General features: G+C 48.8%; 24 protein-coding genes. 5 read left to right on the top strand and 19 right to left on the bottom strand.

Features of this window, described 5'->3' with window-relative positions; all coding sequences use genetic code 11:
- Positions 1-164 precede the first annotated feature (164 nt).
- The 13 genes from AAC621_RS10190 to AAC621_RS10130 all read right to left on the bottom strand — a co-directional run bounded on the left by AAC621_RS10190 (position 165) and on the right by AAC621_RS10130 (position 13,295).
- Complete coding sequence (locus AAC621_RS10190; protein WP_340255177.1) at positions 165-857, bottom strand: RraA family protein; 693 nt, start codon at positions 855-857, stop codon at positions 165-167.
- Complete coding sequence (locus tag AAC621_RS10185; protein WP_340255174.1) at positions 857-1,549, bottom strand: alpha/beta fold hydrolase; 693 nt, start codon at positions 1,547-1,549, stop codon at positions 857-859. The genes AAC621_RS10190 and AAC621_RS10185 overlap by 1 nt, the downstream gene beginning before the upstream one ends.
- Complete coding sequence (locus tag AAC621_RS10180) at positions 1,549-2,679, bottom strand: cobalamin-independent methionine synthase II family protein (RefSeq protein WP_340255171.1); 1,131 nt, start codon at positions 2,677-2,679, stop codon at positions 1,549-1,551. The genes AAC621_RS10185 and AAC621_RS10180 overlap by 1 nt, the downstream gene beginning before the upstream one ends.
- Positions 2,680-2,706: 27 nt before the next feature.
- Entirely contained in the window at positions 2,707-3,672 is a 966-nt protein-coding gene (locus AAC621_RS10175; protein ID WP_340255168.1) for a cupin domain-containing protein, read from the bottom strand.
- A 48-nt stretch (positions 3,673-3,720) separates the two neighbouring features.
- Positions 3,721-4,698 (bottom strand): nuclear transport factor 2 family protein, encoded by a 978-nt coding sequence (locus tag AAC621_RS10170; RefSeq protein WP_340255165.1) that lies wholly within the window; start codon positions 4,696-4,698, stop codon positions 3,721-3,723.
- Positions 4,695-5,714: a LacI family DNA-binding transcriptional regulator gene (locus AAC621_RS10165; protein ID WP_445322504.1), complete on the bottom strand. Its 1,020-nt coding sequence runs from the start codon at positions 5,712-5,714 to the stop codon at positions 4,695-4,697. Before AAC621_RS10165 ends, AAC621_RS10170 begins: the two co-directional genes overlap by 4 nt.
- Positions 5,714-6,478, bottom strand: a complete 765-nt coding sequence (locus tag AAC621_RS10160) for an SDR family NAD(P)-dependent oxidoreductase (RefSeq protein ID WP_340255162.1) — start codon at positions 6,476-6,478, stop codon at positions 5,714-5,716. The genes AAC621_RS10165 and AAC621_RS10160 overlap by 1 nt, the downstream gene beginning before the upstream one ends.
- On the bottom strand, positions 6,475-7,518 hold the full coding sequence (locus AAC621_RS10155; RefSeq protein WP_445322503.1) for an ester cyclase: 1,044 nt from the start codon (positions 7,516-7,518) through the stop codon (positions 6,475-6,477). Before AAC621_RS10155 ends, AAC621_RS10160 begins: the two co-directional genes overlap by 4 nt.
- A 39-nt stretch (positions 7,519-7,557) precedes the next feature.
- Positions 7,558-8,886, bottom strand: coding sequence for a histidinol dehydrogenase (gene hisD, locus AAC621_RS10150; RefSeq protein WP_340255159.1), 1,329 nt, complete (start codon positions 8,884-8,886; stop codon positions 7,558-7,560).
- Between the two features lie 58 nt (positions 8,887-8,944).
- Positions 8,945-9,826 carry a carbohydrate ABC transporter permease gene (locus AAC621_RS10145; protein WP_340255156.1) on the bottom strand — a complete coding sequence of 294 codons (882 nt, stop codon included), beginning with the start codon at positions 9,824-9,826 and terminating at the stop codon, positions 8,945-8,947.
- Positions 9,826-10,851 carry a carbohydrate ABC transporter permease gene (locus AAC621_RS10140; protein WP_340255153.1) on the bottom strand — a complete coding sequence of 342 codons (1,026 nt, stop codon included), beginning with the start codon at positions 10,849-10,851 and terminating at the stop codon, positions 9,826-9,828. Before AAC621_RS10140 ends, AAC621_RS10145 begins: the two co-directional genes overlap by 1 nt.
- Positions 10,852-10,914: 63 nt before the next feature.
- Positions 10,915-12,156, bottom strand: a complete 1,242-nt coding sequence (locus AAC621_RS10135) for an ABC transporter substrate-binding protein (protein ID WP_340256458.1) — start codon at positions 12,154-12,156, stop codon at positions 10,915-10,917.
- Between the two features lie 89 nt (positions 12,157-12,245).
- Positions 12,246-13,295, bottom strand: a complete 1,050-nt coding sequence (locus AAC621_RS10130) for an ABC transporter ATP-binding protein (RefSeq protein ID WP_340255150.1) — start codon at positions 13,293-13,295, stop codon at positions 12,246-12,248.
- Positions 13,296-13,455: 160 nt separating this feature from the next.
- Between AAC621_RS10130 and AAC621_RS10125 the strand changes: the two genes are divergently transcribed.
- On the top strand, positions 13,456-14,445 hold the full coding sequence (locus AAC621_RS10125; RefSeq protein ID WP_340255147.1) for a nuclear transport factor 2 family protein: 990 nt from the start codon (positions 13,456-13,458) through the stop codon (positions 14,443-14,445).
- Between the two features lie 151 nt (positions 14,446-14,596).
- Here AAC621_RS10125 and AAC621_RS10120 read toward each other — a convergent pair whose 3' ends face one another.
- On the bottom strand, positions 14,597-15,151 hold the full coding sequence (locus AAC621_RS10120) for a carboxymuconolactone decarboxylase family protein (protein WP_340255144.1): 555 nt from the start codon (positions 15,149-15,151) through the stop codon (positions 14,597-14,599).
- 104 nt (positions 15,152-15,255) lie between these two features.
- Positions 15,256-15,747, bottom strand: coding sequence for a flavin reductase family protein (locus AAC621_RS10115; protein ID WP_340255141.1), 492 nt, complete (start codon positions 15,745-15,747; stop codon positions 15,256-15,258).
- A 108-nt stretch (positions 15,748-15,855) separates the two neighbouring features.
- Here AAC621_RS10115 and AAC621_RS10110 point away from each other — a divergent pair, with 108 nt between their 5' ends.
- Together AAC621_RS10110 and AAC621_RS10105 are read left to right on the top strand one after the other, a co-directional pair.
- Positions 15,856-16,800, top strand: coding sequence for a LysR family transcriptional regulator (locus AAC621_RS10110; RefSeq protein WP_340255138.1), 945 nt, complete (start codon positions 15,856-15,858; stop codon positions 16,798-16,800).
- A 65-nt stretch (positions 16,801-16,865) separates the two neighbouring features.
- Positions 16,866-17,879, top strand: a complete 1,014-nt coding sequence (locus AAC621_RS10105; RefSeq protein ID WP_340255135.1) for a Gfo/Idh/MocA family protein — start codon at positions 16,866-16,868, stop codon at positions 17,877-17,879.
- Positions 17,880-17,898: 19 nt separating this feature from the next.
- Here the strand turns inward: AAC621_RS10105 and pcaD are convergent, their stop codons facing one another.
- From pcaD to AAC621_RS10085, 4 genes are all read right to left on the bottom strand, one after another.
- The gene (gene pcaD, locus AAC621_RS10100; RefSeq protein ID WP_340255132.1) at positions 17,899-18,717 is read right to left on the bottom strand and encodes a 3-oxoadipate enol-lactonase; all 819 of its coding nucleotides are present in this window, start codon (positions 18,715-18,717) and stop codon (positions 17,899-17,901) included.
- Positions 18,714-19,820: an LLM class flavin-dependent oxidoreductase gene (locus AAC621_RS10095; protein ID WP_340255129.1), complete on the bottom strand. Its 1,107-nt coding sequence runs from the start codon at positions 19,818-19,820 to the stop codon at positions 18,714-18,716. The genes pcaD and AAC621_RS10095 overlap by 4 nt, the downstream gene beginning before the upstream one ends.
- A 129-nt stretch (positions 19,821-19,949) precedes the next feature.
- Positions 19,950-21,266, bottom strand: coding sequence for a TRAP transporter large permease (locus AAC621_RS10090; RefSeq protein WP_340255126.1), 1,317 nt, complete (start codon positions 21,264-21,266; stop codon positions 19,950-19,952).
- 14 nt (positions 21,267-21,280) lie between these two features.
- Positions 21,281-21,802, bottom strand: coding sequence for a TRAP transporter small permease (locus AAC621_RS10085; RefSeq protein ID WP_340255123.1), 522 nt, complete (start codon positions 21,800-21,802; stop codon positions 21,281-21,283).
- A gap of 226 nt (positions 21,803-22,028) precedes the next feature.
- Here AAC621_RS10085 and AAC621_RS10080 point away from each other — a divergent pair, with 226 nt between their 5' ends.
- Positions 22,029-23,105: a C4-dicarboxylate TRAP transporter substrate-binding protein gene (locus tag AAC621_RS10080; protein WP_340255120.1), complete on the top strand. Its 1,077-nt coding sequence runs from the start codon at positions 22,029-22,031 to the stop codon at positions 23,103-23,105.
- A gap of 72 nt (positions 23,106-23,177) precedes the next feature.
- Positions 23,178-24,059, top strand: coding sequence for a polysaccharide deacetylase family protein (locus AAC621_RS10075; protein WP_340255117.1), 882 nt, complete (start codon positions 23,178-23,180; stop codon positions 24,057-24,059).
- Positions 24,060-24,083 lie beyond the last annotated feature (24 nt).

The raw sequence follows: 24,083 nt of genomic DNA, 5'->3' as shown, positions 1-24,083 counted from the left end.
AACCTCATCTGCCAATTTGTTTTTCCTCATTTAAACTTACAGGCTAAGGTAAAGAGCAGAAGACATGAGTGAAGCTGTAGTTTGAGACATTCGGAAAAAGTGGCTGCGGGGGCAGGATTAAGCCTATGTCGAACTCAAATTCACCCACGAGATCTTTGACGCATTCAAACGCGCGATTTTTCAAATGCTGCCCATGCTTCTTCAAAAGCAGCAAAGTCAAAATTTTCACCGCGTGCTGGGCCTAATATTAATTGTTCCGTCTCCTGCATTTTTTTGATGGCAGCGCTGAGTAAATTAATCACATCGGTTGGAATAACCACTGCACCGTGGCGATCAGCATGCACCAGATCACCAGGAGACACTGATAAGCCCATTACGCATACAGGCGCATTAACACTGCGGACATGGACGAAACCATGGCTGGGTCCAATGCTACCCGCTATCACGGGGAAATCAGGCGCTAAATCGCCCAAGTCTCTCATCACGCCATTCGTCAAGGCACCCGACATGCCAAAGCCCTTGTGAATAGTCGTGTTAACTTCTCCCCAGTACGCTCCGATCGATTGAGGATAGTCTAAATCTTCCACAACCGCGATCGATGGCTTTGGGGCTTCTGACATCGCTTTGTAATAGGCCATGCGCCGTGCACGAATAATCTCGGGGCTTTCTTTTGGCGGCTCTAATGCCGCAATTTGAGCGGTCACCGCATAACCAACAATTACGCCTTTAGGATCACTTACGCTCATTGTGCCATGGGTAAATGCGTTGAAGCCCCGTCTCCCCTGCGCCACTTCTATCGCGTTGCATACAGTTGGGGTGTCGACAGAGCGCAAAAGAGTAAGAAGATCTTGATCCATTATACCCCCAACCAGCGTCGCAAAGCGGCTGTTGTTTCCTCAGGTTTTTCTAAACTTGGTAAATGCCCAGCCTGCTCGATTATCGAAAACGTACTGTTTGACAACATATCATGCATAGCCTGATGGCGTTCCACAGGACAAAGCACATCATGTCGACCGCACAATACAAGCGACCGACCTTTATAATGACTTAATGTCCGCGACTGATCGATACGGTCACGCAGTGCGATAGATTGATCGCAAAAGACATCAGGCCCTAAGGCCAATGCCATATCCATGCAAAGATCCATCAACCCAGATTTTTCTGGTGCATCGTATAGGTAATTCGGCTTCATCTCGTCTCGCATGACCGCCTCGAGGTGACCAGCACGCGCCTTTTGCATTTGTGGCGTCCGACGCAATTTGACGCTCTCGATCTCTGCAAATGGGTTGGTATCGAGCAGCGCTAGATGCGTAACCCTTTCTGGCGCTTGGCGAACGACCTCCATTGCGACAATGCCACCCATAGAGAGCCCTGCTAATGCAAACCGTGCTGGTGCAGCGTGCAAGACGTTTGAGGCTAACTTTTCTATTGTATCCGCCCCAATCAACGGACTGACCATGACAGGCAGATACGCGGAAAGAGATGCGATTTGGGGTGCAAACAGCCGCGCATCACACATCATGCCTGGCAGAAATAAAAGGGGCGTCACTAAGTGCCTCCAACGCGCGCCGCGCCTTCCGCAAGAGAGGCAAGTTTGGCATAGGCAATTGCTGGATCAATCGCGCCAAACCCCGCAAACGTGCCGAAACCACAATCACTTCCCGCAATTACTCGATCGTGACCTACGATATCGACAAATCTCTGGATCCGTTGCGCGACAAGTTCAGGATGCTCTACAAAATTCGTGGTCGTATCAACGACACCTGGCACTAGGATCTTATCATCAGGGATGTCTGCTTTGCGCTCTTTGAACACAGCCCATTCATGGCCGTGACGTGGGTTCGAAGTTTCAAACAGAACGTAACCCGCTTTGGTGCTCATTAATGTGTCGAACATCTTTGACATTGGTATGTCACAGCAATGCGGGCCTTCATAATTCCCCCAACAAATATGAACACGCACCTTCTCTTGCGGGATATCTGCAAGCGCATGGTTCAATGCTTCAACGTGCATATGCGCAATCTTTATGAACGCGTCATCTGAAAGGTCGTTGAACAACATGTGACGGCTTAAGGCCAAATCGGGACAATCAAGCTGCAGATCAAGACCCGAAGCCACAATTGTCTCATATTCCGCTTTCATTGCATCTGCCAAAGCTGCCAAATAAGCTTCACGGGTTTTGTAAAACGAATTTTGCAAAAAGAGCGAGATTACCCCAGGGCTTGCTGCGTTCATGAAACCACGCTCGACGCCCGCCTCAGCCATTGCTGCTTTTAAGTTATCAATGTCCTTTTCGAGCTCACCCTGCCCTTTTGAACGCACTTCCTCAGTACACATGGGGCGTGCGTATTTCGGCGTGCCACCTTCGTTGGCCAATCTCTCAAGGAAACTAGGAAACATCTTAAGATCAGCAGGCGCATTCCGAGGACTATCGCCTGAGAAGCCCGTGTAACGATCCTTCACATAGGTGGCATAAGAAATCTTTGAGGTTTCGCCATCTGATACGATATCAACACCCGCGGTTTTTTGCTTCGCAACTGTATCAGCCACCGCTTTTTTCATAGCGGCATCGAAAGCCTCTGTATCGTAGGCTTCTTCTCGCTCACGAGCGAAAATAAAATCAACGACTTCTTGAGTGCGTGGCAGACTGCCAACATGAGTGGTGAGAATACGTGCCATTTGTTATCCTTTCACATCCGTCAGACTTCAAGCTTTCCAAGTTAGCCCTGCAGGATCGTCAGTTGCCACAATGTGATACAGGGCTGCTTCACCCGTCATGGAAGGCACAGCACTATGCGAAAGATTTTCGGGAACTGACATCGTGTCACCAGGCGCCAAAACGGTGCTTCCGCCATCCCAATCTACCCGCCAATGACCTTTGACAGGCATCAAAACTGATGGACGATCATGCGTATGTCTGTCGGCGGTCGCTGATGCAGGTGTCACAAAATCAACTTCAAAACCAGGTTTGTCTTTTAACAAACCTGTCTGCCCAATCACTTTGCACGGCATGCGATCTGCGTAAGCAACCATATCCCAGTATCGCGCCACATGGTTTGGCAGCACTTCAGCCGTTGTGGGTTCGGGACGTTTAGCAAGCTCCTCCGCACTCATGAGCGGCATGGGTTTAACTCCTTCAGGGAGTTGCTCACCTTTTTTGGTGTCATATAGCTTGCCAGTTTCAGCTAAAATCAACCCATGAGCAGCTGCATCTTCAATGACCTGTGGTGCCCACATGACACCGCCCCCAGCATCATCTCCACCAAGGATTGCCATGATCATGCCATAATCAGTACCAATATTCTCAAACCCACGGAAAATACCTGTTGGGATGTTGAAAATATCCCCCTCCTCCAAAGTTACTTCGCCTGCCGTGCCATAACGGCCCCAAAAAAACCGCCAGCGACCAGAAAGCACAAAAAACGCTTCCGCAGTGCGATGGTCATGTAAAGAATTGCGACATTTCGGAGGTTGCCCTGCCGCCCCAATATTAAATCCGTGAGGAAGGCTGATATGGACATGTTGGTCAGGACTTTCAGAGACACCGCCCCCAATGATTGTGAAGTTTTCCTTTTGATCACTGCCTGGCGTATGCGCATCAATAAATGCGGTTTTACACGGCTTTAGATCGCCGTAACGGACAATCCGATTTTCCATTTCTTGCGGTGTCATAGAAACTTTCCTTCACATGGTCGTCAACGATAGATGCCAGTTGCAACGCTATTCAGCCGCACCTGTTCCAATCAAAATCTGTTTCCAAATCGCGGTCTCATCGAACAGAGTAAATTCACGGCGAATGCCGCGCGGCCCAAATTCCGCATGACTGATCCCCATCACATAGACATCAGTCCCAGTTGGTGCGCCGAATGCACCCCAACCGTCATGTTTTCCGTGTAGACTCCAACGAATAGCAGCACGCGGTGACATCAATGGATCATCGCGGCCAATTTGATGCTCAATCGCAAACTTAGCGTTTGGAAAAGCAGCGCGAAGACCCATCCAAAACTCATCCACGGCAGGATAGGAATGACCTGTTACGCCACCTGGATACTCTGTTTGAACAGCCCGGTCATACTCTCGTGGAATGACCGCCATGTCAGCAAACATAATTTTATTGAGCACATCTGCATAGCGCTCGCCCCATTCATTGTCATTACCCCGCCCTTGATACGGGCCCGCGACATCTATTTTCGGCACAAAAGGCAACGCAGCTTTTACCACACCGCCTTCGCGAGAAATTTGATCACGGGCATAGTCTCTAGGGTCCCATCCCATTTGACGAACAATTGCGCCCTGATCGCGGATCAGCCACTCATCGTTAATTTTATTACTGATAGCATGACAGTCTGCAATGATGCGGTAGGTGAGCTTGGTGCCAGATGCCTTGCCGTAGATGCCACTACCAAGATGCGTGGCGGTCGACAGAATGCGATGCGAAGAAAGCATTCCCGTTTCTGGTGCACCAGACCAAATGACATCTTCGCCAAGCAATTGACGATCTGGAAATTCTGCCAAAGTGGCCATCGTGGCCCCAATCACACCATCATTGCCCACCACGACAGAGGCGGGACTACGCACAACGATATCCTCCGCGTAGTATTCGTGAAGGGTCGCAATACCACGGTCTTCCCAAATTTCTTTGGTTATTCCCAAGATATAGTCGGGGAAATCTGCAAACTTTGGATCAAAGCCCTTCATTTTTTATCTCCTGGAGGAAGGCGGGCAGAACCCCGCACAACAAGCGGGCCATCAATGGCCACTTTACGCGCGGGTGTTGTTGGACTCTCTATACGCGACAGCATCATCTTGACTGTCTCTTCCACCATTCGGTTGGCAGGTTGGCGTACAGTCGTCAGGTTATAGCTGGGCCAAGCGGAAATCGTGACGTCGTCATAACCCACTACAGACACATCATCAGGGATACGAAGCCCCAATTCATAGCGAAGCACATCCATCACAGCGAAGGCCATATGATCATTGGCAACGAATACGGCATCCGGGCGGTCTTCTTTGTCAAACAAAGAGCGCGCGGCCGCTTGAGCTTGGTCGGCATGGAAGTTACCCGCAGCTCGTGAATGCAGGGTCATATTTGCTTCTGCCAACCCTTGCATAAAGCCTGCTTCACGATCTCGCTGCGTAGACGCACCATCCCATCCAGCGATATGCGCAATCTTCTTGTGCCCCCCTGCGACTAACAACTCTGCAAGCTTTCGACCACCTGCAGCATTGTCAGAGGCGACCCCCGATAACATCTCATCGTCCTGCAAACGGTTGAACAAAACCACCGGCACACCGATGGCCTCGCAACGCGCCGTCAAGTCTGAAGACATTGCAACTGAGGCCAGAATGATCCCATCAACCTGGTAATCAAGCAGCTCATCCATGACGCTGTTGATATTATCCGCACTGTTGGATGCCATGAAAATAAGAACGTGATACCCTTTTGCCTGAAGGGCATTCGAGAGTTTTTCCAAGGCTTCTGGATAAAACTGATTTTCGAGATAAGCGACCACTAGGCCAATGATCCGCGAGCGCCCCGTGATCATCGCACGTGCTAGAATGTTTGGGCGATATCCCAAATCAGACGCTGCCTTGCGGACTTTAGCTGCCGTTTTCTCAGAAACGGAGGCTCCAGGTGTGAACACCCGTGATACCGCACTTTGAGACACACCAGCTCGCGCGGCAACCTGAAGGGATGTGACTTTATCCACCATCAGTCAGCCGTCCAACCTCCATCTACCATCAACGAGCTTCCGGTAATCAAAGCAGCTGCTTCAGATGCGAGAAACACAACCGCTCCCATCACATCCTCGACTTCCCCCGGGCGGCCTAATTTTATCTTCTCTTTGATCCAAGCTGCACGTTCTGGGTTGTCAAATGTGCTTTGCGTCAGTGGGGTAAGAATAAATGTCGGACAAATTGTATTAACTCGAATTTGCTTTGGGCCCCATTCGATCGCCATTGCTTTCGTAAAGCCTTCGACTGCGTGTTTCGTCGCACAATAAGCCGCACGATCTACACCACCCACATGCGCCATCTGGCTAGAAATGTTCATAAGTGAACCTGGCTTGCCGGCGTCAATTAAGCCTTGCGCCACAGCGCGGGTCAGAAAATAGGCGCCTTTGATATTCAATGCGCTCACTGCATCGAAATCAGCCGCCGTAGTTTCCAACGCAGCCCCATGTCGCGCCAGGCCTGCAGAGTTGACTAAGATTTCAAAAGGACCAGAGGATGCAATATCACGCCCAGTGCGTTCGATATCTGCCACATCCATCACCATCGCTTTGGCAGCCCAGCCTTTCGTCGCCATTTGTTCAACAAGTACTTGCAGTTTGTCACCACTTCTTGCTGCAACGGTCACCTCTGCTCCCGCCTCAGCCAGAGCAACCGCAGCCGCCAAACCAATACCGGATGACGCCCCAGTCACCAGCGCCCGCTTACCATCCAACCGAAACGAAGGTGTCTGAGGTAAGATCATGCATGCCTCCAATCTAATTGTGGTAACCTCTGCAAAGCTCTCGTCTTGTTGAATTCGCGCATTCTTGCGAGAACATCGACGCCAAGCTGTTGATAGGCGTCTAACAAATCAACCAGTACCCAGTTTTCGCGGATCAATCCCTCCTCTAAACGCCAAAAGTCGAGACTTCGCAGAAGAATTTCTTGACCTGTAGGGGCAATACCCATCCATCCATCACCAGTTACACTCAACCGCATGTTGGGCCACCCGGTTTCGCAGACATATTCACCCTCACCGATCCAGTGAGACATTAAATCACCTAAAGCATCGAGCTTACGATCAGGCATTCCGCGCAAAAACGGCCCTTGGTGCCAGTTTCTGAAACCTGCAATGCCACGCGCAGTGCCAATGCCTGCCGGGCCATACCAATTCATTTTTGGGTGCCAATAGTCATGCAGCCGCATTATTGCAGGGTCTGGATTACTGGGGTAGCGACAAAGATCTGTGAGCATTGCAATCACGTGATCTAACGCCGCCTGCCCATCCCCAGAAATTGTCAATCCATCGCCTGACATAGGAGCAGGTGTTGTGATGAGTGACCCCAATTGTGGTGCCATCGGCCAAGCCCGCGCTTGCATCATCAACTCTGGAATGTCCCAGATTGCCTGAACTTCAATGATTTCATCGCCACTAAAGCGATAAAACTCATGATATCGCATGTGGACTATGTGGCCTGTTGGCGGAATGTCCAAAAAAGGGGCTGAAAAAGTGCCCGAATAATTACCCATTGCGCCAAGCCAGTTTTGGCCTTCGGGCGTCGTGCCCGCCATAACAATCATGTCTCGCCGCTCAAGGTCGGGCAAAGCCCCTAATAATGGGGTATAGGCCTGATCAAAAAACTCCTTGCCGCCATGGATCTCACCAAATGGATAGCACATCAGGAATCGTGCTTTGCGGGCAAAATCCACCAAAGCGGTTCTAAGCCCATCACGCGAGCAATCCCGCTGCGCGGCAATAAATTGGGCAAATGCCTCCTTTATCTGGGTCGCACGCTCAGACATAGCCTAGCCTCGCATGCCGGGCTTTATGTCGGTTGGATATCACTCAGCAGCCTCGCGGTGAGGCGCACCTTCGCCATAAGGTACGTTTAGGCCACCATAACGGCGCACACGCACATTACATTGCTCCGCATGACCAACAAAACCCTCTAACATACAGAGACGTGAGCCATATTCACCTATCATAGTGGCCGCTTCGTCCGTCAAAACCCGTTGATAACTGTGCGTTTTGAGAAACTTTCCAACCCAAAGGCCACCCGTATAACGACCCGCTTTCTTCGTAGGCAATGTGTGGTTAGTGCCAATCACCTTATCGCCATTTGCAACATTAGTGCGGGCGCCCAGAAACAAGGCACCATAGCATGTCATGTTTTCAAGGAACCAGTCATCCCTGTCCGTCATGACCTGCACATGTTCTGAGGCAATGTCATCCGCTACAGTGAGCATTTCCTCGTAGGTATCGCATAGGATGACCTCGCCGTAATCCTCCCAACTCGTTCGGGCTGTGTCCGCGGTAGGAAGGATAGAGAGAAGGCGATCAATTTCTGATAATGTGTCTTGTGCGAGCTTACGTGAGTTCGTCAAAAGAACTGCAGGCGAGTTGTAACCATGTTCGGCCTGCCCCAACAAATCAGTCGCGCATAGTTCTCCATCTACAGTATTGTCAGCAATCACCATGGTCTCTGTGGGGCCCGCAAACAGGTCAATGCCCACGCGACCGTAGAGCTGACGTTTCGCCTCTGCTACATATGCATTGCCGGGGCCAACCAACATGTGGACAGGCTCAATTGTCTCTGTCCCAAGCGCCATTGCGCCAACCGCCTGGATGCCTCCCAGAACATAGATTTCATGGGCACCCCCAAGATGCATTGCAGCAATAACGGCGGGGTTCGGTTTTCCTTGCCATGGTGGGGTGCAAGCAACAATCCGCGGCACACCTGCAACTTTTGCGGTTGCGACCGACATATGCGCGGAAGCCACCATTGGGAATTTTCCGCCAGGCACATAGCAACCGACTGACTGAACGGGAATATTCTTGTGACCGAGAATTACACCAGGCAGAGTTTCAACTTCGATATCTTGCATTGAGGCCCGCTGAGCCTCAGCAAATTTCACAACCTGCTCTTGTGCGAATTTGATATCAGCTAGTTCCCGTGGAGACAGCTCTGCGATTAAGCTCTCAATCTCGGCCAGAGACAAACGATAGCTTGCTGGCGAATAGCCATCAAACTTTTCTGACAGTTCCCTGACAGCTGCATCACCGCGCGCCTCAATATCAGCGAGGATCGCGTCGACAGCTGCGCGCGTCTTTGCATCATCATCCGCACGCTCAGTGGCCGGCTTGCCTGATTTGAGATATTCAATCGTCATCTTCTTTTCCTTTGTTCGCTTCTGCGGCTACTTTCTTGTTGCAAGATCAACATTGTGGTCATCCTTTGACCGCCCCAGCAGTCAAACCAGACACAATCTGACGCTGGAAAAACATCACGAGAATGAACAATGGGGCAGTCGCTGACACCACGGCAGCAACCGCAAACATTACATTTCCCTCAGTGTAAGTGGTCCCCAAAAAAGCGGCAATTTCTGGAACCATTGTTCGATTGCTCTCACTCAACAACATCGAGGTTACTGCAAAGTCATTGTATGCAAGCAAAAAGCTGAATAACCCAGTTGTGATCACTCCCGGCCACATGACAGGCACGATCACCCAACGGAAAGCTTGAAACTGCGTGCAGCCATCAACTTTGGCACTTTCGTCCAGTTCTTTAGGGATATTTTGAAAAAATGAATGGAGCATCCACAACGTAAACGGCTGGTTGATAGCAACCAAAACAATGATCGTGGTTGGCAGAATACCCCAGACGTTCCACTCAAAAAATGGAAGCAAATATCCAGAAACAAGTGTAATCGGAGGCATTGCGCGAAAGATCAGCGCAATAATCAAAAGCCAAAACGTGTAGCGGAAAGCTGAACGTGAAAGTGCATATCCACCTAAAGTGCCGATCGTGAGAGATGTGCAAACAACAAAGAAGCAGACAATACCTGTGTTTATTACGGCACGCCAAAATTCTTCTTGAACCCAAGCACCATGATAGCCCACGCCAGTAAACGGTGATCCATATGTCCGCTCAGTATTGTAACCGGTTAGCGCGTTCGTCCAATCAGCAATAGAAAAGAAATCAAGTTCAACTTTAAATGAGCCCCATAACGTCCAAACAAACGGAAACGCGGCCAGTATGAGCCAAAAGACAATAAATCCGTTTGTCAACAAACGTAGTGAAAATGGTGCGCGTAACGTTTTCGAGGCCATTACATTTTCCCCTTAAAGTCGCGCCAGGTGCGAACCAAAACAGGTGACAGCAAAATCGCGACACCAATAATGGTCATAACTGAAGTGGCAGCAGCCGCAGAAAGTTGGCGCGTTTCGCCTCCCAGATCGTTAAAAATAATCCAGCTTAAACTTGTCGCGTGAGCTGAGGCGTTGAACCCAACAATCGGCTCAAATACTCTGAAGTTATCCATCAATTGGATGAGGGCGACGAAGGTCACTAACGGCATAAGATGTGGGACAACAATGTATCGCACCTGCTGCCAACGAGAAGCACCATCGATTTGCGCAGCTTCGATTTGATCCTCGGGCAACGTCTGGAGGCCCGCGTAAAACACTACAAATGCAAAAGGTGCAGAATGCCAAATGCCATATACGATGAGAGAAATCCACATTAGCCCGGTGGAGGCTTTCACAGATAAATCTGGGTCACTGACCAACCAGCTCAGAAAATTGCCTAAAACGCCACGATTGTCGATCATCCAAAACATGATCAACGAACCCACCAAAGGAGTCACAATCATTGGCAAAAGAGAGAAAAATATAACAACGCCCTTCAGCGTCTGCGCCAAGGTGTTGACTGCCAACGCAATCGCCATGCCAAGGATGATCAGCAATGGGGTAACAGTGAATGTGTAGGTCAACGTGAAAGCCATTGCGCGATAAAATGGCAAATCACCTAACTCGCGGAAAAACGCAGTTAGACCATTACTTGTGCGCCAGGCTTCTGCTACTTCTGCGGTGGCAAAATGACCGCGATTGAAGTAGATGTCCAAGCCAACAAATCGCCCCAGCGGTTTGGCCTCGCGCAGGGCGCGCGTAGCTTCCTGATCAATCGTTGTTTCTTCAGTGCAACTGAACGGCGTGCACGTCTGAGCAGTAATTAAAACGGGCTCATGCGGCGCAAACACTGACTGCAAAACGACGGATACAATCGGCGCTGCGATAAAAAGCAGCATCGCCAAGCCTGTGGGCAAAAAGAACCAAAAGAAAGTGCGATGTTTCATCTAAAAGGCCTAAGCACAAAGAAGCTTCGTGGGGCGATCACCGCCCCACGAAAACTGACAAATTTATTGCAAATAGCCCTGCTCACGCGCAGCTGCGGTGTAAGCAGCTTCAACGTCAGCGAGAGCTTGCTCAGCGCTTTCGTTGCCTTGCATGAAATCAGACAACTCGTTGCCAAGGGCCGTGTGCATCAAGCCCATATATGGCAACATTGGGTAAGGAATTGTGCCCATCTCTGCCGCAGCAAATACGCCAACGGCTGCAGGAGTAGGCTCATAACCAGGGATCAACCAAACGGCTAGGGTCCGGATATCTTCATTTTCCATTCGTGCGGGGCTGATGCCATTCATCATCGCAATGAAAGTTGCTTCGGCTTCGGCGTCAGAGATATTTTTAGCAACGGTCCAACCGTCCCACCAAAGAGTTGATGCAGGGATGTCACCACCACCGACTGTCATTGGCGCGGCAATCGCAAAACCATCTACAACTTCTTGTGGTACACCATCTGCTTCAACCAAGGTGGCAGCTCGGCTACCCCACATGTTCATCAGCGCTACGTTTCCTGCACGATATTCGGCATTTGTTGCATTGCTATCGTGTGTCAGGAAATCCGGATTCATATACTCGGAGAGCGCCTTCATCATTTCCAGCGTTTTAACACCAGCTTCGCTGTTCACAGTTGGTTCAGCGGAACCTTCCACGAAGAATTGTCCCCCGTAACCAAGAAACATGTTGTTAAATTCTTGTGCCAGGTTCCAACCTGCCGCGTAGGCACCGCCCACTGGGTTTTCCATGATGCCAGCAGCCCGAATAGCTTCAGCGGCTTCGAGCATCTCTTCGTAGGTCGCTGGTACATCTAGGCCCACTTGTTCCAAGACATCAGAGCGGTAAACTAAATGTTGTGCATTTGCCATAAATGCAATTGCCATCACCTGACCGTTGATGGTTACCAACTGGTTCGGTGCCAAGCCTTCGCCATATTCAGCAACAAGATCATCTAGAGGACGGATCACATCCTCGTTCATCAATGCCACAATTGAAGAATTGGCAATAATCGCAGATGTATATTCTGCTGGATTTCCCGACATGCCGGCAACATTGATTTGCTGATGGTCCGCCGTGAGGTTTGTCGTCACTTCTGCTCCAGAACACTCTTGAGCACCTGCGCCAACAGACTGGATCGCAGGAAATTCGTTCCCAACAATCGACACACGTGCTTCGATTGAACAGCCGTGACCGCCTGCAAAAGACGCGGTTGACATCAGTACAGCCAACGACCCGGCAGTGGATAGAGTCTTGAGATACATTTTGCTTCTCCCGTTGGTGATGATGAAAACTAGCAAGATGCCATTCCCATCATATACTCCCGCGCTTCTGCCACGGGCATGATTGAGGATTACTCCCCTGTGTTTGCACCTGTTTGTGCATCAAACAGATGGCATTGATCCGCTGAAACCTTGATCGATACCGCATCGCCAATTTTCGCACGGAAACTCTTGTCTGTTTTGGCGCTGACCAGTGCGCCGCCAATCTTGAGACTGACCATGGTTGCCTCACCCAACAATTCGAGTGTGTAGATTGGCCCTTTGATTTGCCCGCCACGCGAAACAACAGAGGCGTCCTCTGCTCTAAAACCGAGGGTAACCGGGCCATTGGGGCCCTTTAGGCCAGAAATCTTTGTATTGGGTGCAGTGAACACACCACTCTGCAACTCGCCCTCTATAAGGTTCATTGCAGGGTTACCGATGAAACTGGCTACAAAGGTGTTAGCCGGACGGTCATAGATCTCCGTTGGCGTGCCGACTTGTTGAACAACACCATGGTTCATCACAACCACACGGTCAGCTAACGTCATGGCTTCAATTTGATCGTGTGTCACGTAGACAGTCGTAACTTTCAGCTCATGAGATAAATTCTTGATCTGAGCTCGCGTAGAAACACGCAACTTCGCATCCAAGTTCGAGAGGGGCTCGTCCATCAGAAATACATTTGGTTCGCGCACAATGGCCCGCGCCAGTGCAACGCGTTGGCGTTGCCCGCCCGAGAGCTCAGCAGGTCTACGGTGCAAAAAGGGCTCCAACTCTACCATACGCGCAGCCTTCATGACTTTTTCATCATGGAGCTTTTGATCGATTTTACGGACTTTTAAGGGGAACCGGATATTTTCATAAACATTCATGTTTGGGTACAGACCATAGCTTTGAAAAACCATAGCCACGTCACGGTCTTTCGGCTCTAGACCGTTTACCACTTTATCCCCGATTAAGATTTCTCCATCCGTTGGGTCTTCTAGACCCGCAATCATCCGCATGGTGGTCGTCTTACCACAGCCGGATGGACCGAGCAGAACCAAGAACTCCTCATCAGCAATAGTGAGATCAAACTGATCGACGCCGATGAAACTGCCCCATCTCTTCGAGATGTTGCGCAACTGGACTTCTGCCATGACCCCTCCCAAGGCGCGTTTTGCATACGTTTGTGAAGGCTAGACATTAGTGCGACAACTTGGCAAGGTTTTTTTGCAAACGTATGCAATACTTGTGCTCTTAAGCCATCATGAAACAAACATTTACACGCTAACACGCTGATAAAGGGCCAATTTCTAAATGGATTTCCAAACTGAGAAAGAAGTCGTACTCGGCTTTTATAAAGCTCTCGAAAACACAGCTCAGAACGAATCGCGTGCAGTGTTCGAAAACTATTGCTCTGCAAATTGGCTTTGGCGCGGCGTGCATCCCTTTGACGTCCAAACGGGTCCTGACGCAGTTAACACCATTTTTTGGTCAGGTTTTACACACGCATTCTCTAGCTTGCAGCGTCGTATGGATGTGTTCATGGCAGGCAAAAATTCATTATCCGATACTAAGGAAATCTGGGTCACAAGCATGGGCCATTTTATGGGCCTTTTTGACAACCCTTGGCTCGGTATCAAACCGACACATAAATTATTTATGCTGCGCTACGCAGAATTTCATCGGGTAGAAGAAGGCAAAATTGTAGAAACCGCTTTGTTTCTGGATATCCCCGCGCTGATGATGCAGGTGGGCTTACGGCCCTTCCCAGACCAAACAGCAGCGCAGTTTGTTCAACCTGGCCCACTTCCCCATGACGGAATAATGACGGTGTCACAGCCTGCCAGTGAAGGCGCAAAAACACTGGAAGCTATAAACCGAATGATCTCGGATCTGGGCCAATGGAAATTAGGACTACCACTGGAGGAAGAACTTTCCAGATCGTGGCACAGTGACATGGTTTGGTGGGGGCCAGCTGGAATTGGTGCCACATACACGATTGAACGTTACGCTAAACAGCATTCTGGGCCATTTCGTGCTAGCTTTACCGAACGTAGCGGTACAGGCCACATCTGCCGCTTTGCCGAGGGACATTACGGGGGCTTTTTCGGGTGGCCAAATTTCACTGCTAAACCAACCGGCGGTTTTCTTGGAATGCCTGCATCACACACAGCAGGAGAATTCCGGGTCGTTGATATTTACCGCAGACGGGATGACAAACTGATCGAGAACTGGGTGTTCATCGACCTTCTACATTATCTTAAAACTCAGGGGCTTGACGTTTTACAGCGCCTAAAATCATAAAAATCAAAGAATTTGTTTAACTATTGTACCTCTCTCAAAAGCTGAGAGCTATTGATCACCATTGCTAGTGCCAAAAGGCAGTCGCGGAGCCACGATTGCTCTCGAATAACGCTGGCATTTGTGCAAACAAAAACTCATACGAACAATAAAATTACACCTTAAGCTGTAAAAATGGAGTTTCGCGCAGCTCGCGCGCGACCGCCTCATCCAGCGGTGGGGGGAAGGAGTTAAGGATAAATCCAAGCGTGCTGTAAAAGCCCACTGTGGCAATCAAATCAAAAATGCCCTCTTTGCCAATTTCCGCCTCAAGCGGCCCCTGCATCTGGGGGGGGATCGCGCGCGTGGTCATCAGGGCATCGACTGCGCGGGCGATGGTTTGATCTTGACCTGTGATCTCGTCAATTGGGCCTGCGAGACGCGCGATGCGGTGATCTTCAAACCCAAGGGCGCGCGCACGGCTGACATGATGCGCCCATTCATAATCCGAGCCCATCCAATGCGCGGCACGCAGGATCACCACCTCGCTCAATTCGGGGCCAAGCGCGGTTTTGACCACCACATGATCCCGCAAATCCGCCCAAGCCCGTAATAATGCAGGGTGATGTGCCATCACCCGATAGACATTCAATCGCCCCGCAAACCCCGCTTGCATATCTGCGATTTCGGCGGGCCAATGGGTGTTGTCTAGGGGCGGGTAGCGGGTCATCGGGATCTCCATCTAAATGACTGAAGTGATTGAAGCCATCGCTATGTAAAGGAAGAGTCGTTAGATTGTGTGACACATTTAACGACAGTTACTAGGTAAGCTTGTCAGCCGCAAAGGCCAGACATTTTTCCACGATGAAAAATCAGTGGATCACCCGCTCCCTGCCAAAAATGTCTGACCGCACCCACAATGAGTTTATGATCTCCACCATCCAAAACTTGGCTAACGACACACTCAAAATGAGCCAAACTGCCATCAATACTCGGAGGCCATACCACAACCGATGGCCGAGATTTCACATTCGCAAACTTGTTACGACTAGGTTTCGCAAATTGCCAAGCAATCTCCTCCTGAGACGCCGACAGCACGTTCACAACAAATTCTTTCTGTTCTGCCAGCAAGCTCAGACTTGCCTGCGAATTTCCAAGCGAGAATACACAAAGAGGAGGATCCAAGCTTAAGGATGAGAAAGAATTGACCGTTACTCCAGTGGGTGAACCATCGTTGTCCAATAAGGTTACGACGCAAACTCCAGTAACAAACTCACCAAAGGTATTTCTTAGTCGCTTCGAGTGGGAGAGATCAGTATCCAGCATTTCTAGTACCATTAGAGTTGACCTATTCTTGCTTTAAGTTAGCGCTTCCAAAAATAAGTAAAAATGATATTTTGTGATAAAAAATATCAAAAAGAGAGATGCCAAAAAATGCCAATCCCCAAAATCTCTATAAGAGCATTGAAAGCTTTAATCTCAATTTACGAGGAACAGTCGTTCTCACGAGCCGCGGCTCGCGAGAATGCGACACAATCTGGCATGTCGATGCAGATCAAAACATTAGAAGAGCGTCTTGGGGTGAAAGTTTTGGAACGCGCCAGAAACCAACTTAATCTGACCGCAGAGGGTCGAATTTTGTATGATGAAGGACGAAAAATCATAAAATCATTGGTCGAGGCAGAAGAGAAAATTTCAGCACGAGCAGACACGCTTCAGGGCTCTTTAAAAATTGGCATCATCCCAGCGCTCACAAGATCTGTCGTTCAAGCGGCATTAAGTCAGTTTAAAACTATTGCCCCTATGGTGGAGATTTCATTAGTGGAAGAGTATTCAGGCAGCCTGATCAATCGAGTTGTGGCTGGAGAAATTGACTTTGCTATCGTCCCCGCAGGACCAATTGGCCCAGGGCTGGATGCAGAATATATCGCTCAGGACAACGAAATGTTATTGTGCAATTCTAAAATGTTTCCTGAATACTCACACCTTTCAACAGCACCACTTTCGAGCCTGAAGAAAAAAAAGTTGATAGTTCCATCGCATCAAAATGTAAGACGGATCCAAATTGAAAAGCTACTTGATAGCTATCAAATCGAAGTGAGCGACCTGTTAGAAATGGATGGGATGCTCGCCACAATTGAGTTGGTCGCACAGTCTGATTGGGTTGCAATATTACCTTCAGCGATTTGTCATGCAGATTTAGATGGACGAATGCGAAAATCACTCAAAATCACCGAGCCGGCAATTCCGTTAGACTACATCATGGTCAAAAGGAATGATGTAACCTTCACACTACCCGCTCAAAAAATGGCTGAACAAATCAAATATCAAACAAAAAAAATCATTTCCGAATTCCAGGAAAATTCAAAGTTACATTAGAGAAAACTATGTGAACGCTCTCGTTAGATGTACGATGGTTTAATCATGATAAGCAGCGAGGTGACATGATGATAACTTGTGCAGTAGTGGGCTTTGGCTGGTGGGGTCAGCACATCTCGCGGATACTGAAAGATTTAGATGAAATCAAAATCGTATGTGTTGTGGAACCGGACATTCAAAAACGTTCTCATGTAGAAAGCTTAGGCCTCAAATACGAAAATGACTATGCAGATGCTTTATCTCAATATTCTATAGACGCGGTCATATTAACGTCACCAAATGATAAACACGACGAGCAGATTGCACTAGCAGCGAACAAAGGTATCCATGTGTATTGTGAGAAACCACTTTCTCTCACAGCAAATGGTGCACAGTTTAGTATAGCTACATGTAAACAGAACAACGTTGTTTTAGCCATTGGTCATGAACGGAGGTTCGAGCCAGGCATCCAAATCATTAAGGAAATGATCACGTCTAGCCAGCTCGGCACGCTGATGCATGGCGAATTTGCATTTTCCCACCAAAAACTCGCAAGTCTACCGACGACTAGCTGGCGCACTAAAAAACAGTACGCTCCAGCTGGTGCGATGACGCAGATGGGCATTCACTTGACGGACCTCATGATATGGTTCTTTGGGCCCGTAGAAACCGTTCACGCTATAACTGCAGACCGCTCTTTAGGTTGGGAAACTGGAGACCTTACGAGCGTTCATTTTCAATTCGAAAGCGGAGCAACAGCAACGCTACAGGCCATTTTGAACACACCGAATTACATACGTACATTCGTCAGCGGTACAGATGCGTGGGTCGAGGTTAAAAACTCGAGCCATCCAGATACACCAGGAGGTATAGTTTCAATACAAAAACTGGACAAGCATGGCACGAAAACCGAAGAAGAATTGCAGTGGTCAGATGCAGTTAAAGCTAACCTACTCGCTTTCTTTCAAGCGATATTAGGCCACGCAGATTACCCGTTCAGCGAATTTGAACTTATGCATAACATCGATGTGCTCGAGGCGATCATAAAATCAAGCGAGACTAAGACTTCTGTCAAGGTGCATGCCACTAAATTAGAATGATCTATTGGAATGAACTTGCCTAAATATTTAAAAAATTTCCGATTGCCGCATTGAACGGCTCTGGCGCATTTATGTTTGCAACGTGCGCAGCATCTCTAATCTTGACGTATGTCGCGTTAGGCGTCACTCCAGCCATATTAGACATTACCTCTGGTGAAGCACCTTTGTCTAGATCACCGCCAACGTAAAGAACTGGCACAGTTAATCGTGGTAAGTCTTTGAGATAATCAAGCTCTTTGAGAGCATAGCAACAACTCACATATCCTTCTGGATCGTTGGATAGGAGCATTTCTTTGATCTCGGCGACGCGGCTTGGATTTCGCTCTACCCAATCTGAGGTGAACCATGACTTTATTGTACCGTCCACTATGGCTTGAAGGCCACCATCTTGAACTTTAGCAATCCTATCGTCCCACATATTACGGAACACTTCTGGTGAGTCAGCACGTCCATCGGCACACACAATTTTACTGAAGCGCTCCGGGAGCTGAAGACCAAGACCAAGGCCAGTCATGCCTCCCATCGACAAGCCCATGAACACCGCTGACTCAATTTCAAAGTGATCTATCAACTGCAGCACATCAAAACACAAATCGTCAAATGTATAACGGCCAATTGGCGTCGAGCTACCACCATGACCTCTGGTGTCATAACGCAATACGCGAAACTTTGACGACAGCAGCGGGATCTGATCATTCCACATATTCAGGTTTGCACCCAGTGAATTTGAAAGAATTATCCAATCACTGCTTTCTGCGCCATCAATACGGAAATTGATTTTCGACTTAGGCGTCTCAACAAACCCAGTTTCAACAAAATATCTACCCGTCTCCATCATTCTGCAGCCTTACTAGACCCGGCTTCGGCGGTATTCACTAACGGTTTAACCTGCTCAGCTAGCAATCGCATGGAACGGCGTGATAATTCTAAATCGGCCCAATCCTTCCCTGCGTAGAGCAGTGTGCCAAATCTTCCAACCTGCTCACGAAATTCGAGCAATTCGTCGGCCACTTTGTCTGGCGTGCCCCAAATAACCAGCCTATCAAAAACACTTTGCAAAGTGACTTCATCATCCGGCTGGTCCTTGTACTCTTTAAAAAGGTTAATACGACCGTGCTTCTTAAGTTTAGTGTATAGCTGCTTGTAATAGAAATAATATGGTCCGTTGGGATCCGTTGCGTAGTTGCGAGCGGTGTCCAAATCATCTGCCACAAAAATACTCTTCGCAACGCGCCAGTTTTTCAGATCTGCCACGCGCCCCACACGCTGGCAACCTTCAACGTACTTTGGCCAGTGGCTAGCCACCCATTGCGGCATTAGAAAGTTTGCACTTATGGGATCCCAACCACGTGCAGCTGCTTCGGTCACACCGTTAGAAAATGGTGCAACTGCCGTCACAACGATTGGGGGATGTGGCTTTTGGAGCGGCTTCGGCATAATACCCTGGCCTATCTCTGTCATAGAAGTCCGCTCTGTACTGATATTCCAAAAATCGCCAGTGATATTATATGGTGCCTCGCTTTCCCAAATTTTCAGTACCATATTGATACTTTCTAGGAACATCGCAGGGCGATCTTTGTCCAAGTTACCAAACACTTCAGCATCAGAAGCTAGCCCCCCAGGAGAAATACCGAGATTGAACCTACCATCAAGCATGTGATCTAACATTGCCGCCTGCGCAGCGATAGCGGCAGGATGATTGTTCGGCATGTTGAAAGTGCCCGTTCCCAAGCGAATGTTTTTGGTCGCAGCTGCCAAATAGGCGACGAACGCTGCACAACTGGTAATGTTTTCAGCGGCGTCGGTTACATGCTCTCCAACGTATCCCTCCACGAAACCCAATTCATCAGCAAGTAGAAACGCTTCTCTATCTTCGGCAATTGACTGCCTCCAATCCTTGTCGATTGGGTGAATAGGCATGGTGAAAAAGCCAAGTTCCATCAACACAACTCCATGTCAGTGCAATCTACGTGTCTCTTTTTTATTAAGATAGATCGCTACATACGCCTCGGAAAATTATAATTTCAGAGTATTTTCATCAAAAAAAATGATGCAAGCGCTGGCGTCTAGTCAGAGCATAACCTGCGGGAGCCACGTTGCGAGACCGGGGATAACAATAACAAGCATAGCAGCGACAAGAATTAGAACAAAATAAGGCGCTGATCCTTTGAAGATAGTCCCCAATGAAACAGTTTTATCTGGCAGAGCACCTTTGACAGTGTAAACGAGAAGCCCGAATGGAGGCGTTAACAAACCAGCTTCAATCACCAAGATGCCAAAGATAGCAAAGGCTATTGGATTGAAACCAAGAGCCATGGCCAGCGGAGCAAAAATCGGCACGGTTAGCAGAATTATGGAAACACTATCTACCAACATCCCAAGAATGATCCAAATAACGGCCATTATCATCAAGATGATCCACGGGTCCGCACCTAAACCTAAAAAGATGGACTGAATAAAGTTAACCGCCCCGCCCATAGCCAAAAGGCGCGAATACATTTGGGCGGTAATAAGCAAAAACATTATCGGTGCTGTGGTGCGACCGGCTTGTAAGATTGCATCCATCAGCTCAGCTTTTCTCATGCCTTTCACCAGCCCGATCACAAGAGCTCCGATAGCTCCAAAACCCGCTGCCTCGGTCGGAGTGAATAACCCAAACCAAAGCCCACCAATGACCAAGCAAATAAGCCCAACAATGCCTAGGCCTCCAATTAGTTCTTGTTTGCGCTCTTCAGAACTTAGGATTACCAAATCTTGATTGGATGAGGGTGCTACATGCGGCCTGAGCTTGGCGGCTGTCACTACATACCCGGAAAACAATAACGCCAAGACAATACCGGGAATTATTCCGGCTATGAATAAAGCACCCACGCTCATTTCCGTTAGAATTGCCCAAACGATCAGCAAGATTGATGGAGGGATCAGCATCCCTAAGCACGCAGAACCGGCAACGGCTCCAACAGAAAAAGTATCTTTATAACCAAGCTTTTTCATTTCAGGGTATGCAATTCGAGAAAATGCTGCAGCAGCAGCTATGGAAACACCTGTAACCGCCGCGAATACGGTGTTGCCGGCTATGGTTGCAATCGCGAGGCGTCCAGGCAAACGCTTCAAACCTCGATCGCATATTCGATACAAATCTCCCGCAGCACCAGATCTCGAAATTATGTCACCCATAAGTACGAATAGCGGGATTACGGCAAAAACGTCTTTACGCACGGCCTCGTATGCCGTGTTACCCATGATAGAAACAGCCGCCTCGAAGCTCCCGATCATTAGCCAAACGCCGAGACCTGAACACAAAGCCAACGCTATTCCGATGTGTACTCCCATTACGATCAGGGTCACAAGCAGCGCCAGCATCCAAAGAACAATATCTGCACCCATGCCTCTTCAGCCCCTTATTCTTCTAGTGGTGGAAGCGCGCCAGGCGCCTCGGCCTCGTATTCCAATTTGTTTTGCCAATCCAAAACCATCATTGAGAAATATGCCCAAGCCGCGAAGATAGATGTTACTAAGACCACCCCGCGAACCGGCCAAGTAGGCACGCGCAGAGCTCCCTCGCCCTCATATTCGCCAATCCGATACGCATCCCAGAAAGAGGGATACGTACTCTGAATAATGCCAATAAACACACTAAAACCAAGTAAGCAGGTAATGGTTCTCAATACTTTTCGCCCCAATGGAGGCAACGCATCTGAGAAAATCGAGGTACGCAACATTGACCCTGAATATATCGCCAACGGGATCTGTAGAAAGGCAATGGAAACGATCGAATTCTGTAAAATCTCCTTAGTCCCCGGCAACGGCTGATTGAAAATAGTTCTACCCATTACGTCGATAAAGATGAGTACAGCCAGGCCAATGACCCATACAGATGAAACTAGGTGGATTGCTTTAGCGACGGAAACCGACTTTAGCATCTTTCCTGCGCACCTCCCCTTGCACACCTCAATACCGATGAGGCTATCTAATTGAGAATTTGGGTCAAGAAATAAATTAGCGAGCGATAAATAATCTCAACGCTTGACGGACGAGGATTTCTGTATTGAACTGAAAAGGTGTTTAGCAATCGATAAATTAAGGCGAGTAAGAAACTCGCCACTCAACCATAGATAACTTCGATGGCAAGCAAATAGGGAGAATGAAATGCATCACAACCGACTATCAATTGCCAGCCTTTTGGCAGCTACAGTGTCAACTATTGCTGCAACCAGTGCAGCTGCTGAAACGTTTACGCTACGCATCGGAGCGGGGCATCCAAATGGCCCTGCCGCTTACGTGGCGGATGTTGCGAATGTGTTCGTACCAGAAGTCGTTAGACGGGTTGCGGAAGAAACTGACCACGAAATCGAGTTCGTGGAAGGTTATGGCGGTGCTATTGCTGGGGTAGCTGAAACGCTAGAAGCCGTTCAGAATGGCATTTTGGACATTGGTGCTTACTGCATTTGCTTCGAACCCGCCAAATTGTTCCTTCATAACTTCCCATACTACGCTCCATTTGGACCTCAAGACTCTGCAGACGAAATGCGTGCAGTACGAGCCGTCTATGATCAAGTGCCTTGGTTGACTGAACAATTTTCATCAGAATATGGCCAAGAGCTTCTAGGGCTCCACGGCTGGGACAACTATCACCTCGGGACTACAGACCCATGGGAGACCGTGGACGATTTGCAAGGAGTGAAAATCGGAGGCGCAGGACCCAACTTGCCTTGGCTTGAATTTGCAGGTGCCATCCCTGTTCAATCGACCTTGCCAGACGGGTACTTGTCGCTACAAACTGGTGTATACAATGGATGGCTGATGTTCCCATCAGCTTATCTTGGCTTCAAATTTCACGAGCCTGCGCCATACTATACATTGATTGGCTTCGGAGCGATGGGCGTAAACGCGCTAACAGTGAACGAGCGGAGCATGGCAAGACTTCCAGAAGAAGTACAAGCCATTATTCGTGAAGTAGGCCAGCTGTACGAAACACAAGCCGGTGAAACATTGAACGCACGCCAAGCCTCTGGCATGGCTGGGCTTCGTGAAGCTGGAGCTACAATAACTGAGCTTTCTCAAGAGGCTCGTGCAGGTTGGGCGGCTTCTCTCGCATCTTTCCCATCACAACAGGCGGCAGATGCAGATGGTCGAGGAATGCCTGGCTCAGAGGTTATGGCGGCTTATCTCGAAGCGGTGGCCGCTACCGGTTACGAATGGCCATACGAGTACAGTCTTGACTAAGCTTCACAAAAAGGGGGCGAAAGCCCCCTTTTTTTGTGACTTGGCGAATTATCCCACCATCGAGATGCATAAATGTTGAACAACCGAATTCCATACACTGCCATTGTTGATCGTCCCAAACTATTGTTACCCAATAAGAAAAAGATGGCTGTTTGGGTGATCCTGAATGTAGAACATTGGTCTATCGACAAACCTATGCCACGAACTGTCCTACCACCACCAATGGGAAAACCGCTCATTCCAGATGTACCGAACTGGTCCTGGCACGAGTACGGAATGCGGTCGGGCTTCTGGAGGCAATATCAAGCTCTAGTAACACGCAAAATTCCGACAACTTTAGCAATCAACGGCAATGTATGCGTTTCATATCCGAGAATTGCTTCTGCCGCGCTTGAAGCAGGCTGGGAATTCATGGGCCATGGATTTTTACAAGGGCCCATGCATAACTTAGAAGACCAAGAAAAAGAAATATGCAAAGCTCTCGACACCATAGAACAATTTTCTGGCAAGCGCCCCACGTCATGGGAAAGCCCTGGATTAACTGAAACTGCTGAAACCGTTGATCTCTTGAGAAAGCACGGTGTCAAGTACGTTGCAGACTGGGTTATTGATGACTTACCAGCAACCATTGACACACCACATGGGACGATGACCACTATTCCGTACACAGTCGAAACAAACGACATAACGGTATATGCGTTGCAAGCGCATCGCTCACCGGAATTTTTCGACCGAGGGAGAGATCAATTTGATCGACTTTATGCTGAAGCGGAACATAACGCGCGAGTGATGGCAATTTCTATTCATCCATACATTACGGGTGTGCCCCATCGCATCAAGTATCTCGAAGCGTTACTAGATTATATTGGAAGTCATGAAGAGGTTGAATGGATGACCGCCAGCCAAATTGGTGACTGGTACGGGAACGAATTACAAAGGCTTTCGGGAAAATAGTTTAAGCGGTTTGGGCCATTAGTT

Source organism: Roseobacter sp. HKCC-CH-9208 (assembly GCF_037805125.1).
GTDB lineage: Bacteria > Pseudomonadota > Alphaproteobacteria > Rhodobacterales > Rhodobacteraceae > M30B80.
This window is presented reverse-complemented; position numbering and strand designations above follow the sequence as displayed.